A 14,246-nucleotide genomic window follows, 5' to 3' on the forward strand; every position below is an offset into this window, starting at 1 on the left:
TAAAAAATAAAAACGGGTGGTAAATTCTCTTCTAAATCCATTTTTTTCTTCTGAAAAACCAAAGGACTACGAGAGAAGAAGAGACCATCAGCAGAAGCGAAAGCCAGAATCCCCACGGTTCACCGGTAGAGGGTATGTGCTGGTAGTTCATGCCGAAAATACCGGCTATCAACGTCGGCGGCATGAAGATGATCGTCACCACGGTGAAGATTTTGATTACCTGGCTCTGTTCGAGATTGATCAGACCCATGAAGGTGTTCTGCAGGTATTCGAGCCGCTCGAAATTGAAGGTTGTGTATTCGAGGAGGGAATTGATGTCTTTGAGAATAATGCGAAGGTGTTCCTTCCGGTCCTCGGGGAAATACTGGCTTCGAAGGATGCCGGAGAGTACGCGCTGCTTGTCGATACTCGTTTCACGGAGCATCATCGTGATCTCCTGCAAACCGCTGATGCGGATCAGGACTTCCTGCCGTGTTTTCTGCTCGTGCGTAAGGTCCTTACTGATGGCAGAAATGTCCTTGGAAATGCCTTCCAGCGCATCCGCATCGGCTTCTATGCGTGTTTCGAGCAACAGCAGCATAAAATCGACGCCGCCCTGGATGCCGTCCGGACCAACTTTCATCTTCTTAACCGTGTCGGCAAAGGTTTTCGAATCGCCCCGACGGTACGTAAAAAGGACGTTTTGATTGAGGATGAACGAAACCGGGTAAGTTTCGTAGCCCTCACGATCTATTTTCAGGAAGTTGGAATTGGCGTTGATCGTCTCGTTCTGTTCGAAAAACCGCGAACTACTTTCGATCTCAACGATTTCCTGGGGTGTTTGAAAACTGATATTGCACTTGTTTTCCACCCATTCTTCCTCTTCCGCGCTGGGAGACTGCAAATCCACCCACACGAGGTTCGGGATCTTCCCGAGCTCGCGGATGTCGTTTTCGCGTTTAATGACTCGGCCTTCCTTATAGAATATGCGTACCATGCGTTAAAGTTGGGAAAAAAAGCCATACGCTTAACCGTTCGTTCATCGGTGTTGCATTGACTTGGAGCGCTCGACGGTTAAAGCTAACTTGTATTCTTTTAATACACACACTGTGAAAGAGAAATTTTACCAGTTCCGGGCGTCGGAGGATTACTTGTTTTATTATTTCGAAAGCCGCTCGGAGGAACGGACTATTCCGAAAGCAGTGCAGTTTGAAAAGATTGGAGCAGATATTTACAATTTGGGTTTTGGGGATTTGCACGAAGGCCACGATTTTAATGACGTGGTGACTAGCAACAACGGCGATATGCGAAAAGTTATGGCAACCGTAGTTCAGATAGTCATTGTATTTTTGGGTGCGTATCCCAACCAGCAAGTGTATTTCGCAGGAAGCTCACCTTCAAGGACCCGACTGTACCGTGCGATCCTAAGCCGGGAAGCCGAGCATTGGTCTGAGGTTTTTGATATTAAGGGTATAGTGAAGGGCAAACCAGAGCCGTTTCAGAGTAGTATGCACTGCGAAGCTTTTTTGATAAGCCATATTGAGAACACATATGAAGCCAGGAGCCAACAAAAAGGACATCTTTGATCTATCGAAAGTTATCGTAGATCCAAACTTGAAAAGACGGGTAAACGACCCGTTCATCATGCGCAAAGTCGAAGAGGCGAAGAGAGTACTTGCGCCCTATTTAAAGGAACTCGCTGATAAGTCGAAGTAATTTTCCGCTCATTCTGGAAAGTGTCGTAAATTTGTGCGATGCAAAACACCGCTTCTCCCGGAATATTGACGACGCAGTTCTGGTTGCTGGGCCTTAGCTCGTTTCTCTTCTCTTCCAGCTTCAATATGCTGATCCCCGAACTCCCGGCGTATCTTTCGAGTATGGGCGGGGCAGAGTACAAAGGTGCTATCATCGGTCTTTTTACGTTGACGGCGGGGCTTTCGAGGCCATTCAGCGGCCGGCTTACCGACCGCATCGGGCGGGTTCCCGTAATGGCTTTCGGGTCGCTGGTGTGCTTTGTGTGCGGGTTTTTGTATCCGATTTTCACCACGGTGATGCCTTTTCTGCTTTTGAGGCTCGTCCACGGATTTTCGACAGGTTTCAAGCCAACAGGCACGGCGGCCTATGTTGCCGACATTGTACCCGCGAGCAGGCGCGGGGAAGCAATGGGCATACATGGGATGTGCATGAGCGTAGGCTCCGCGTTCGGACCAGCGATAGGGAGCATGATCAGCCAGGAATTTTCTCTGAATGCACTTTTTTACACATCATCGCTCCTTGCATTTCTTTCTATCGCGATTCTTTTGAATATGAAGGAGACTTTGCAGGAAAAACAAAAGCTCACTTTAAAATCATTTCAAATCACCCGGCGGGATATTTTCGAGCCGGATGTATTCAGCCCGGCACTGATTACATTCCTTTGCTATTTTGGATTCGGCGCCGTCGCTACCGTCACGCCGGATTTCAGCGGTTACCTGGGTTTGCAGAACCGGGGGTTGTATTTCATGATGTTTACGATCTCGTCCATCATGGTGCGCCTCTTCGCCGGGAAAATATCCGACCGCCACGGTAGGATGCCTGTTACGATCGTTGGATGTATTGTACTCATTATAGCGATGGTACTGACAGGCTTTGCCGGGTCGGTGGCGATGTTCCTCACAGGCGCTGCATTCTTTGGCGTATCGATGGGTATTCTCTCGCCGGTACTTTCTGCCTGGACGGTCGATCTGAGCGGCGATCATAATCGTGGTCGCGCGATCGCGACAATGTTCATTTCTCTGGAAGCAGGCATTGGCCTCGGCGCATTTCTTTCTGCGGAGTTGTTTGAAAACCAGCGCGAGAACCTCCCGCTCGTATTTTTCTGTATGGCGGCATTTGCAATGGCGGCACTTTCTTATACGGTAGTTATTTATCAGTTTAAAAAGCGTCGCGCCCGTGTTATTTGACGATACTTACCAAAGCATTGCCGAACCGGCGGAAGGCTTTTTCAAGGATAAGGGAAGCAAATTTCTGGCATATGCTTACCCTGTCGAGAATGACGCGCAAGCCAAATCACGCCTGGCCGATCTGTACGAGCTGCATCCCAAAGCGGTCCACCATTGTTATGCCTACCGCCTGGGAGCAGACAGAATGAGTTACCGCATGAGTGATGACGGTGAGCCATCGGGGACAGCGGGGCGTCCGATTCTCAATACATTATATTCGAGGAATGTTACGAATGTGCTCGTTGTGGTTGTCCGGTATTTCGGCGGGACATTGCTCGGGGTGCCAGGGTTGATCAACGCTTACAAAACCGCTACCGAGGCGGCATTGGATGTTGCAGCGATCGTCACCCGGCATTACTTCAGTGTATACAGGCTGTCATTCCAGTACCCGCAAATGAACGAGGTCATGCGGATTGTGAAAGAAATGGAGCTGCCGGTGCGTGAGCAGGTATTTGAAATGCAGTGCACATTGGAAGTAGAAGTCCGCTCCACGCTCGTCGAGCGGTTTATGACGCGCTCGGAAAAGACTGAAGGCCTATCCGTAGAACTGACGGATTAGTTGTTTTCACGAAGCATTCGCACGAAATCGTCTTCGTAGTCCTTGATCGCTTTCAGGAGTTCTTGAAGTTCCTTTTCCTCTGGAGTGCCTTTTTTTGCATCGAATAGTTCCTCGGCCCGTTCCGAAGCTTTTTCGTATTCGCTTTCATTTGTGATTTTCATCGTCGCAGGAGTTGAATGTTTTCTCAAAAGTATTTCATTGTTTCGCAATGCACAAAAAAACCGGCGCGAAGGCCGGCTCTTTTGTGGGTGCATTAGTGAGTTACACCGGTATTAATATCCGGGATTTTGAGTCAAAGTAGGCTTTCCGTCTACCTGGCTGTTCAGGATTTCGTCCTGTGGCAGAGGGAAGTACAGGTTTTTCTGCGTGAAAGTTTTACCTGCCATGTAGCCCCGCTTATTGAACGTACGTCCCGATGGCTCTTTGCCCGGTACAGCTTCTTCCGCCGCGTATTTGTTCAGTACTTTTTCGGCAATGCCCCAGCGTACAAGGTCGAAGAAACGGTGGCCTTCCATCGCAAATTCGAGACGTTGTTCCATCCGTACCGCATTTCTCGCATAATCGGCACCTTTTGCAGCGAAAGCCCCTGCCGGATATGGTTCCACTTTATAAGTAACGGATTCGTCCTGTACCGAACCGGTTTTTGCCCGGATGCGGAGCTGGTTTACCAGATCCTGAGCTACTGCCAGGTTACCCAGTTCTACTTCACATTCAGCCAACCATAGCAACACGTGCGAAAACTTAATGAGGCGGTAGTTGTTGTTAACATTCCGCTTGCTGGTCGAGTGGGTGGTGCTGTTTTCTTCCGCCAGATAATACATCCATTTTTTACCTGTAAATGGACCCGCGTACGCCTGGTCACGAATCCAGGTCGAACCTGGCATAGGGCCCCAGTCCAGGAAGTTTACACCCCGGCGGCCGACGGTCCAGTCGAGGCGGGGATCAACAGGAACGGTCTTGTCCAACGTAAATGTCGCCGAAGCAACGATTCCTTCGTCGTTTGGCAAATCCACTTTATTGTAAGTATCCAATGTGCCGTCAGCGGCAGTTCCGATCATAGGAAGCCCGTTTTCGGTTTTGAATGCATTCACCAGGTTGTGTGACGGCTGGTAGAAACCGCAGCATCCGCGTCCCGGAGCGGTTGCCGAATAGGGCCAGTTCAGGTTGTCACCTGCGTTACCGTTATTACCGTTCGTTCCATCGTTTACAGAAAATTGTACTTCCATAATCGATTCGCTGTTGTTGTTGCCGGCTGTACGGTAATTGTCGTGGTAGTTCGCTACCAGCTTTTTGCCGGAGTTTTTAACAATATCGTCCAGCAATTCTTTGGCTTTGGCCCATTTTTTCTGGAAAAGAAGTGCCTTGGCCAGATATGCCTTGGCAGCCCATTTGGTAGCACGGCCTTTCTGAGCCTGTGTTGCAGGGAGATTATCAGCTGCAAACTGGAAATCGGCTTCGATTTTAGCCCAGATATCTTCGGTATTAGGGACTTTTGTCGAATTAGGATCACCGGCATTGTAAATCTTTTCGTCGATAAAAGGTACGTTGTTCCACATTTTCTTGGCCTCAAAGTGATAATGGCCGCGGAGGAAACGTGCTTCTGCAACTACCTGGGTCTTTTCCGCATCGGTCATGTCTTTCACGTCTGGACTTCCTGCAATCTGGATCGTCTCGTTGGCGCGGGCAACACCATCGTAGGAATGCCACCATTTACCGAGGAAATAGGTATTGTCGGAAAGCCAGTTGTATTGTTCGATGAACGATTGCTCCGGCTGGTCGCCGGCATCGGTGCCTTTCACGGCGTCGTCACTGCTGATACCACCAAAAACATAGTTCGAAATCGTCGATTGGCGACCTGTGTTACCAGCGCCCACACCATCGAGCAGTGAATAAGCGCCGATGAGCAGCGCATTTACACCGTTTTTGTTGCTGAGCTGCTCCTTCGACGCACGCCCCTGGGGTTTCAGATCAAAGAAATCGTCGGAGCAGGAGAAGCTCAGGCCGACCAACATGCATATTAATAATGTCTTTTTCATTGTATGGTTCTGTCTAATGAAGATCAATGGAGAATTAGAAATTGAAACGCAAGCCACCGAGGAACGACTTGGCCACAGGGTAGGAGCCTTCGTCAACACCCATATGGGTATCCTGGTTGTTTTCGCCCGATCTTCTCAGGTTAATATCCGGGTCAAGTCCTGTGTATTTGGTGAATGTAAACAGGTTTTGTCCTTGAACGTAGACCTGAGCCGATCCCAGTTTCAAACTTTTCAGCCACGATGAAGGTAAATTGAATGTCAACTGGATGTTTTTCAAACGGAAGTATGAACCATCTTCCAGGAAGTAGGACGAGACCTGCTGGCTGGTAGCATCACCTGAGTTCAGGCGCGGCAGTTTTGCATTGTCCCCCGGTTTTTTCCAGGAATCGTAAAGCATGGTTTTCGAGCGGTTACCCTGGAATACGTTGAAATCTGTCCAGTACTTCACATAATTGAAGATCTGATTGCCATGCACGCCTTGTCCGAACAATGTCAAATCGAACCATTTGTAGCCGACACTCACATTGATACCATAGTTGAAATCGGGGTGGGGGCTGCCGATAATGGTACGGTCGGCCGCGGTAATAACACCGTCGCCATTCACATCGCGGAATTTAAAAGTACCTTCTCTTGTATAGGATCCGAATTTCGGAGCGGCATCAGCTTCTGCCTGGTCTTTGATTACGCCATCCACAAAATAACCATAGTAGCTCGCGATCGGCAAACCGGCCTTCGTAGCGGACATAGCCGGCAGACGCGTTGTAAAACCGAAAATAGTCGCATTCGGGTCATTGTTCAGTTTCAGCACTTCGTTTTTGTAGTGGCCGAAGTTTACACCCACCATGTAGTTGAAGTCACCTTTCTTATCACGGAAAGTCAATCCAAGGTCCACACCACGGTTGCGTACTTCACCGATGTTGGTGTAAGGGATCGTACCTGAACCGGCGGTTCTTGGAATGGCGATTTGCGTCAGCATGTCGGAAGTAACGCGGTTGTAAAGGTCGAGCACCACTTCCAGTTTGCTGTTGAACAAGGTCGCGTCGATACCAATGTTGGTAGAGGTATTGGTTTCCCACTTACCATTGGAGTTCCCGAACTGAACTAGGTCAAAGCCGCCTACGATAGAGGTACCCGTGCCGTTGATGTCATAGGCGTTGTTTTGCGGGTCGGCTGCATAAAGCGTATAAGCGTTATAAACGTTAGGGATGAGTTGGTTACCGGTTTTACCCCAGCCAAAGCGGACTTTCAAATCGTCGACGAACTTAGCGGGCTTCATGAAACCCAGCTCGGTCATCCGTAAACCCAGCGAGAATGCAGGGAAGACACCGTAACGATTGGCGGCCGAGAAGCGCGACGATCCGTCACGGCGTATGGTTACGTCGGCAAGGAGGAGTTCTTTAAATGAATAGTTCACTTTTCCGAACTGAGAGAACAGCGCACTTTCCGTTGCACCCGGACCGGCATTGCTCAAACCAGCTGCCGAACCCGCATCGAGGTAGCGGTAGTCGAGGTCGTCGAATGCAAATGAACTCCGGCTTGCACGGAATTCAGCCGCGTAAGTTTTCACAGCTTCCATACCCGCCAGCACGTTGAAGCTGTGTACGCCGAATGATTTGGCATAGTTCAATGTGTTGAACCAGGTGAACGAACGGTCGACGTTGTTGATCACGTTCAAGCTATTGGCATTTCTCGCCTCCGCAGCTTCGATATCACGGTGGAAGTATTCCGAGCGGTTGAACTGGTTGTATTCAACACCAAGGCTGGTACGGGCGTACAGGCCTGGAAGGATGTCGATCTGTGCGAACACGTTACCGAATGCGTGCGTCCCTTTCGTGAGGTTGTCTTTCTCGCGGTATAAACGCGCCAGCGGGTTGGGTGCGTTACCGAGGTTGCTACCGCGGCTTCCTGCAAATCCGTTATAATCGGAAGTATTCGTTCCGCCCAATGCTTTCGGGCCGCCTGTGATATCGAACACCGGGATGATCGGGTGCACGCGGATCGCGAACATGATCGGGTTACTTTCATCGTTGTTGGTAATCCCCTGTCTCTGGTCGTAAGAGAAAGTAAAGTTCTCACCCACAGTTACCGGGCCTTTTTTGAATTCGGTATTGGCACGGATCGAGTACCTTTTGTATTTCGTATATCTCAAAATACCATTCTGCTGAAAGTAATTGGCCGACAGTGCATATTTAGCTACTTCCGAACCACCCGAAGCGCCGATCTGGTAATTTGAAATCGATGCGGGATCGAAGATCTCATTCTGCCAGTCGGTTCCCTGTTTGTTCGCTTTCGTAATGTTGAATGCGGTTTTACCAAGGTTAGGGTCAGCGATGTCGTTGGTGTAGGTATAATTGCTGGGAAGTTCGCCGTATACGTTCGGATAAATGTAGTCGGCGATGGTCTGGTTGCCGTTTTCATCGAATTTGTATTGTGCGGAAGGCGATGTCACCGACGGGTTTTTGCCCGCACCGAGGTCAGCTTCGTACAGGTACTGGCCCAGTTCTTTGGTGTTCAGCAGGTCGAGCATCTTGCCCGGGCGCTGTGAGCCGGTGTAAAAATCGAAAGTGATGTTGGGTGCGCCGGTCTTCCCTTTTTTGGTAGTAATGATCACCACCCCGTTCGCTGCCCGCGCACCGTAGATAGACGCCGCAGACGCATCTTTCAATACCTGCATGGATTCGATGTCGTTCGGGTTGATCTGGTTCAATGTACCTTGTGTAGGCACGCCGTCGATCACGTAAAGCGGGCTGTTGTTGTTGATCGAACCAAAACCACGGATACGGACCATCGTTCCACCTCCGGGAGAGTTGTCATTTCCGACGGTAACCCCGGAAGCCCGGCCTTGCAGCATTTGTGTTACGCTCGCGCTTGGAACGGATGTCAGTTCCTTGGGATTGATAACCGTTACAGCGCCCGTAATGTCCTTCTTACGCTGTGCCGCGTAACCGGTTACAACCACTTCGCTCAGGTTCTTGATATCGTCTTCCATCGACACGTTAATGCTCGTCTGGTTTCCGACAGCTACTTCTTTTTTAATCAAACCGATCGAAGAAAAGACAAGGACAGCACCGCTGCCTTTCACATCGACGGCGTAATTGCCTTCAGCGTCGGTTACAGTACCGACAGCCGTTCCTTTCAGTTGCACGTTCACACCGGGAATACCGGTTCCATCAGCAGAGGAGGATACTTTACCCTTGACCTGATGATCCTGGGCGTAGGACAGATGAGCTGCTATTGCGAACAGCATAATCATGACACCCCGGAAAAGCGGGACTAGTAAATGTTTGTTCATAAATTGAGTTGGGGATGATGTTAAAAATGTATTACTAAATGTCAATATACTGTCAAATATAGAAATATGGGACACATGTGAGGATCGTTTTTAGGAATATTTTCATATTTAATATAAATATATTACCGGTTACAAAATATTTTTTCTTTGAAAAATCTTATTATGCAATCGTTTGCATTATTGCTACTGATCTTGGAAAAAACCAATCTCTGAATTACATACAGGAGCGGTAGCGTGCGAGAAAATTTGCAACTCAAAGTGTATTTTTGTGGTTATCAGAATTACAGCTTCATTTACAGACTAACTCACAAACTACCATCAGGATTTTGGAATATTTAAATGGCCTCGAAGTAACAGAGCAGGATCTCATTGAAGTACAAGGCGCCCGGGAACACAACCTCAAAAACATCGACGTAGCGATTCCACGCAACAAACTTGTGGTGGTGACGGGCATCAGTGGCAGCGGAAAATCGTCCCTTGCATTCGACACCATTTACGCGGAAGGCCAGCGCAGGTACATGGAGAGTTTCTCCTCCTATGCACGTGGCTTTATCGGTGAAATGGAGCGGCCGGATGTGGACAAGATCAGCGGGCTGTCGCCGGTGATCAGTATCGAGCAGAAAACGACTTCAAGAAACCCGCGGTCGACTGTCGGAACGGTGACGGAAATCTATGACTTCTTGCGCCTGCTATACGCGCGTGCGGGTGAGGCATATTCGTACGTGACGGGCCGGCGGATGATCAAGCAATCGCAGGATCAGATCGTCAACCAGCTTATGACCCAGTTCCTCGGGCAGAAAATCGTGCTGCTGGCACCAGCAGTTAAAGGTCGGAAGGGGCATTACCGGGAGCTTTTCGTGCAGATTGCCCGGTTGGGTTACACCAAAGTCCGTGTCGACGGCGAAGTGCAGGACATTACGCCCAAAATGCAGCTCGATCGCTACAAGGTCCACGACATTGAGATCGTGATCGACCGTGTGATCCCGAAGAAGGAAGAAGAGGACGCGCAATCAAGGTATCGGATGAGCCAGTCGGTAGCGACGGCCATCAAGCAGGGTAAAGGCGCATTAATGGTGCTCGATGCCAAAGCCAACACGCATTATTTTTCCCAAAACCTGATGGACCCCGAGTCGGGGATCAGCTACGACGATCCGGCGCCGAATGCTTTCTCATTCAACTCACCCTATGGCTGGTGCCCTACCTGCCAGGGCCTGGGCATTATCGAAGAGATTACGGAGGACTCCATCATTCCCGACAAATCGCTGAGCATCAGTCGTGGAGGCATTGCGCCAATGGGCGAGTACCGCGAGGCGTGGATATTCAAGCAATTGGAAGTACTCCTTAAAAAATACAAGATCACGCTCGCGACCCCTCTGGAAAAATTTCCCGAGGAAGCCTTAAAATTGGTGCTATACGGCAGTGAAGAAGCGGTTCCCGTACCCTCGAAGAAATACCCGGGTACTGAATGGGAAACCAAATTCGACGGAATCATCAACTTTTTGAAACGACAGCAGGAATCGGGGAATGAAAAGATTCAGGATTGGCTGAAAGATTTTATGGTAACCCAAACCTGCCCCGAATGCAAAGGCAAGCGTTTGCGGAAGGAGTCATTGCATTTTAAAATAGATAAAAAAGACATCGCCGACCTGGCTGACAGCGATATCCGCGAATTGGCGGAATGGCTCGTAGGCCTTGAAGACCGCCTCGAAGAAAAGCAGCGTGTGATTGGACATGAAGTGTTGAAGGAGATCCGCAAGCGTGTCGGGTTTATGCTCGATGTGGGGCTCGACTACCTGACATTGAACCGTGCATTGCGGACATTGTCGGGCGGTGAGGCACAACGCATTCGCCTCGCGACGCAGATCGGTACCCAGCTCACAGGGGTCCTTTATATTATGGATGAGCCAAGCATCGGCCTGCACCAGCGGGATAATGTGCGGCTTATTAATTCGCTTAAAAGCCTGCGCGACCTGGGCAACACGGTCCTAGTGGTGGAACACGACAAGGACATGATGCTCGCCTCGGATTACATTCTCGATATCGGTCCCGGCGCTGGCCGCCATGGCGGAAGCGTAGTAGGAGCCGGAACGCCGGAGAAGTTCCTGCAAAATGGCTCGCTGACGGCCGATTACCTGGCCGGTCGGGAAGCGATTGAAGTACCCAAAAAACGCAGGAAAGGCAAAGGAGACTTCATTGCTTTAAAAGGCTGTACAGGTCATAACCTCAAAAATGTTTCGGTTTCAATTCCACTGGGAACGATGATCTGTGTGACGGGCGTCAGCGGCAGCGGCAAGTCATCGCTGATCCACGAAACGTTGTTTCCGCTATTGAATCACCATTTTTACAAGTCGAGGAGGGAACCTCTTCCCTATAAATCTATCGAAGGGCTCGAACATATCGATAAGGTGATTGAAGTAGACCAGTCGCCGATTGGCCGCACACCGCGCTCCAACCCGGCCACCTATACCAACCTGTTTACGGACATTCGGACGCTTTTCGCGGAGCTTCCGGAGGCAAAAATCCGAGGTTACAAGCCGGGGCGTTTCTCGTTTAATGTGAAAGGCGGCCGTTGCGAGGACTGCGAAGGCGCGGGTATGAAGAAGATCGAAATGGATTTTCTGCCCGATGTGCACATCAATTGCGAAACCTGTAAAGGCAAACGCTTCAACCGCGAGACGCTGGAAGTGCGTTTCAAAGGGAAATCCGTCGCCGACGTGCTCGATATGACCGTAGAATCCGCATTGGAATTCTTTGAAAACCAACCGAGACTGCTTCGCAAAGTGCAGACATTAAACGATGTTGGTTTGGGTTACATTACGCTTGGCCAGCATGCGACCACATTATCGGGCGGTGAAGCGCAGCGTGTGAAATTATCGGAAGAGCTATCGAAAAGAGATACCGGCAAAACCCTGTATATACTTGACGAACCTACCACCGGGCTGCATTTTCAGGATATCCGCCATTTGCTCAATGTTTTGAATAAACTGGTTGAAAAAGGAAATACGGTCCTCATCATCGAGCATAACCTCGACGTGATCAAGGTGGCCGACCATATCATCGACGTGGGCCCGGAAGGTGGTGCGAAAGGCGGCCGTATTATCGCCGAAGGCACGCCCGAGAAGGTAGCGAAGGTAAAGGATAGCTTCACGGGCTACTTTTTGAAGCAGGAATTGAAATAGACTTTTTAGCACATCATAATAACGCCCGGTACTTGTCATAATGCCGGGCGTTATGCATTCAGCGCACTTCAATTTTGTTCCAATAGGGCATCGATACCGACTTATCGGGATACGAAAGCCGGGCTTCGTATGAGCCGGGTGCAAGGTCGGTAGGCAGCGTATATTGTCCGTAATAAATGCGAAAAGTGCCATCAGCGAAGGATGGGTCAGCTTTCGTTACTGCTTTTAATGTAATGGAGTTTCCCGCGTTTTTCAGCTGTAAATCGGGCAGGGTCAGGTTTGGGTCGAATGGAGAATACATCCTGCCGAGTACTCCCGGGAAGGGGTTTACATAAATAACCTGGCCTCTTTCGGCAGTTATCCTTCTTGCATTATAGTAGGGCAGGCTGTTGATAAAATATTCATTTTGCGAGGTCCATATCTGACCGACTGCATTTTCCTTCTCATTTCGGGCAATGACGCGCACCAGCGATTTTACCAAAGTATCATTTTCGAAAATGCTGATATTATAAGAACCATCGGGGATGCCCGACGGCAGCGTGCAGCTGAGTGATGCGGAATCACTGAAAGTAGCGGGGATGGTGACCGAGTTTAACAGAAAATCGCTTTGAACTGTCACTTTGTAAATGGCTTTCGGTGAGAAGCGGGCTCCTGAAATCGGGATTTTCTTGTTGAGCGGCGCAGCTGAAAAAAGCGGATAATCTCCGAACAAGTACACGAGCGAGCGCAACGGCAATAACTTCCGGTTTTTGGTCAACTCGAAAGTTTTGTCGCCATAGCGGAGTACGACGCTCAACTGAGTGGATTTTTCGAATTGGCTGACATTTTCAAAATAAATCGAATTGAGCCATGTATTTCCTACGATTTGCTTTCCTGTACTGGCATCGGTAAGTACGGCTGTCAGCTTGGCTTCGGCACCTGGGCTCTCTGGAACGGTGCCGATACCGGTGATGAGGTCGCACGATAGCCCGAACCCGCTGGCGCTCGTAAGCTGAAAGTCATCATTCGTTTCGAGGGCGGCCTTTAACTGACCAGGATGTTTTACGTAAAATTCGTAGGTTTTGGTTTGCCCGAATGCCGTGGTGATTTCCAGGCGCAACGGTGGTTTGTTCTTGAATGTGAAATCAACCAATGTGTTTGAACTCGTATTGCTCCAGTTGAGGTAGGTACCGGGATACAATTTGAACTGAATACCAATTTCATCGGCCTTGTGACCGGATTCAAGGGTGATCTGATAAGCATCCAGCGTGGAGTCGAATGTGATCTTTTCCGCACCGGCTACTTCGATATATTGTATGAAAGCCGGGTCGGTCAGTGGCGTAACTTTAATCTCCTCCGGCTGTGGTTCCGTAGCGTCTTTTTGTTCTTTGTGACAGGCGAGGAAAAATATCAGCGAGGCGGATAACAGGAGAAGAAGTCTTTTCACGGCTACGTCGGGTTGATGAGTCAATTACCAATCACCAAAGTAAGTAAAAAACACCTTCGGTTACATCCACTTACTCAAAAACTGGTTGAATGCCTCCTTATATTGTTCGCTGACGGGAATGGAAGTCGCGCCGATCTGGATGGTATTCCGGGTAACGGCGCTGATTTTGTCGAGATTGACGATGAACGACCGGTGCACGCGCATGAATTTCGAGGCGGGCAATTTTTCTTCCAGTGCTTTCAAGCTCGTGAGCGAGAGAATGGGCTTCGGATCCGATTTAAGGTGGACTTTGACATAATCTTTGAGTCCCTCCGTGTACAAAATGTCGTCGTAGGCTATCCGTACCAGCTGGTATTCCACTTTCAGGAATAAGTACTCGTCTTTCGGCTCCGATGAGCCGGCCGACGAGGCTTTTCGAACCAGCTCTACGTAGGTCTGCGCCTTGGATGCAGCACGGAGGAACTCTTCATAATTAAAGGGTTTTAGGAGATAGTCAATGGCGTCTACGCGAAAACCATCGAGTGCGTATTGGTTAAATGCGGTTGTAAAAATGATCCTCGGCGCTTTGTGCCCGGCTTTTTCAAGCACTCTTGCCAATTCGATACCGGTAAGGTCCGGCATTTGAATATCCAGGAAAATGACGTCGATAGGCTTGCTGTTGATCATCTGCAATGCTTCCACGGCGCTTGAATACCTGCCTGCCAGGCTCAGAAACGGCGTTTTCTCGATAAATGCGCATACCAGTCCAAGTGCCAGCGGTTCGTCGTCGACGGCGATGCATTCTAACGTCACGC

Annotated in this window: 10 protein-coding genes; 4 read left to right on the forward strand and 6 right to left on the reverse strand. The window is 49.6% G+C overall.

The window, feature by feature from the left end:
- Positions 1–31: 31 nt before the first annotated feature.
- Positions 32–976 carry a magnesium/cobalt transporter CorA gene (gene corA, locus IEY24_RS31640; RefSeq protein WP_188939301.1) on the reverse strand — a complete coding sequence of 315 codons (945 nt, stop codon included), beginning with the start codon at positions 974–976 and terminating at the stop codon, positions 32–34.
- A 112-nt stretch (positions 977–1,088) separates the two neighbouring features.
- Between corA and IEY24_RS31645 the strand changes: the two genes are divergently transcribed.
- The 3 genes from IEY24_RS31645 (at position 1,089) to IEY24_RS31655 (ending at position 3,519) form a co-directional block, all read left to right on the forward strand.
- Positions 1,089–1,565, forward strand: coding sequence for a DUF6934 family protein (locus IEY24_RS31645; RefSeq protein ID WP_188939302.1), 477 nt, complete (start codon positions 1,089–1,091; stop codon positions 1,563–1,565).
- A 168-nt stretch (positions 1,566–1,733) separates the two neighbouring features.
- On the forward strand, positions 1,734–2,921 hold the full coding sequence (locus IEY24_RS31650) for an MFS transporter (protein ID WP_188939303.1): 1,188 nt from the start codon (positions 1,734–1,736) through the stop codon (positions 2,919–2,921).
- Positions 2,911–3,519 carry an IMPACT family protein gene (locus tag IEY24_RS31655; RefSeq protein ID WP_188939304.1) on the forward strand — a complete coding sequence of 203 codons (609 nt, stop codon included), beginning with the start codon at positions 2,911–2,913 and terminating at the stop codon, positions 3,517–3,519. The genes IEY24_RS31650 and IEY24_RS31655 overlap by 11 nt, the downstream gene beginning before the upstream one ends.
- Here the strand turns inward: IEY24_RS31655 and IEY24_RS31660 are convergent.
- From IEY24_RS31660 to IEY24_RS31670, 3 genes are all read right to left on the reverse strand, one after another.
- Entirely contained in the window at positions 3,516–3,680 is a 165-nt protein-coding gene (locus IEY24_RS31660) for a hypothetical protein (RefSeq protein WP_188939305.1), read from the reverse strand. The two genes, IEY24_RS31655 and IEY24_RS31660, sit on opposite strands and share 4 nt — an antisense overlap.
- A 111-nt stretch (positions 3,681–3,791) precedes the next feature.
- Positions 3,792–5,555 carry a RagB/SusD family nutrient uptake outer membrane protein gene (locus tag IEY24_RS31665; protein ID WP_188939306.1) on the reverse strand — a complete coding sequence of 588 codons (1,764 nt, stop codon included), beginning with the start codon at positions 5,553–5,555 and terminating at the stop codon, positions 3,792–3,794.
- Between the two features lie 34 nt (positions 5,556–5,589).
- On the reverse strand, positions 5,590–8,847 hold the full coding sequence (locus tag IEY24_RS31670) for a SusC/RagA family TonB-linked outer membrane protein (RefSeq protein ID WP_229223376.1): 3,258 nt from the start codon (positions 8,845–8,847) through the stop codon (positions 5,590–5,592).
- Between the two features lie 326 nt (positions 8,848–9,173).
- On the opposite strand from IEY24_RS31670, the gene uvrA reads away from it, so the two are divergent.
- Entirely contained in the window at positions 9,174–12,026 is a 2,853-nt protein-coding gene (uvrA, locus tag IEY24_RS31675; RefSeq protein ID WP_188939307.1) for an excinuclease ABC subunit UvrA, read from the forward strand.
- A 58-nt stretch (positions 12,027–12,084) separates the two neighbouring features.
- Here uvrA and IEY24_RS31680 read toward each other — a convergent pair whose 3' ends face one another.
- The gene (locus tag IEY24_RS31680; protein WP_188939308.1) at positions 12,085–13,452 is read right to left on the reverse strand and encodes a hypothetical protein; all 1,368 of its coding nucleotides are present in this window, start codon (positions 13,450–13,452) and stop codon (positions 12,085–12,087) included.
- Between the two features lie 60 nt (positions 13,453–13,512).
- Complete coding sequence (locus IEY24_RS31685) at positions 13,513–14,244, reverse strand: LytR/AlgR family response regulator transcription factor (protein WP_188939324.1); 732 nt, start codon at positions 14,242–14,244, stop codon at positions 13,513–13,515.
- Positions 14,245–14,246 lie beyond the last annotated feature (2 nt).

Origin of the sequence: Dyadobacter endophyticus, assembly GCF_014641595.1 — a bacterium.
GTDB lineage: Bacteria > Bacteroidota > Bacteroidia > Cytophagales > Spirosomataceae > Dyadobacter > Dyadobacter endophyticus.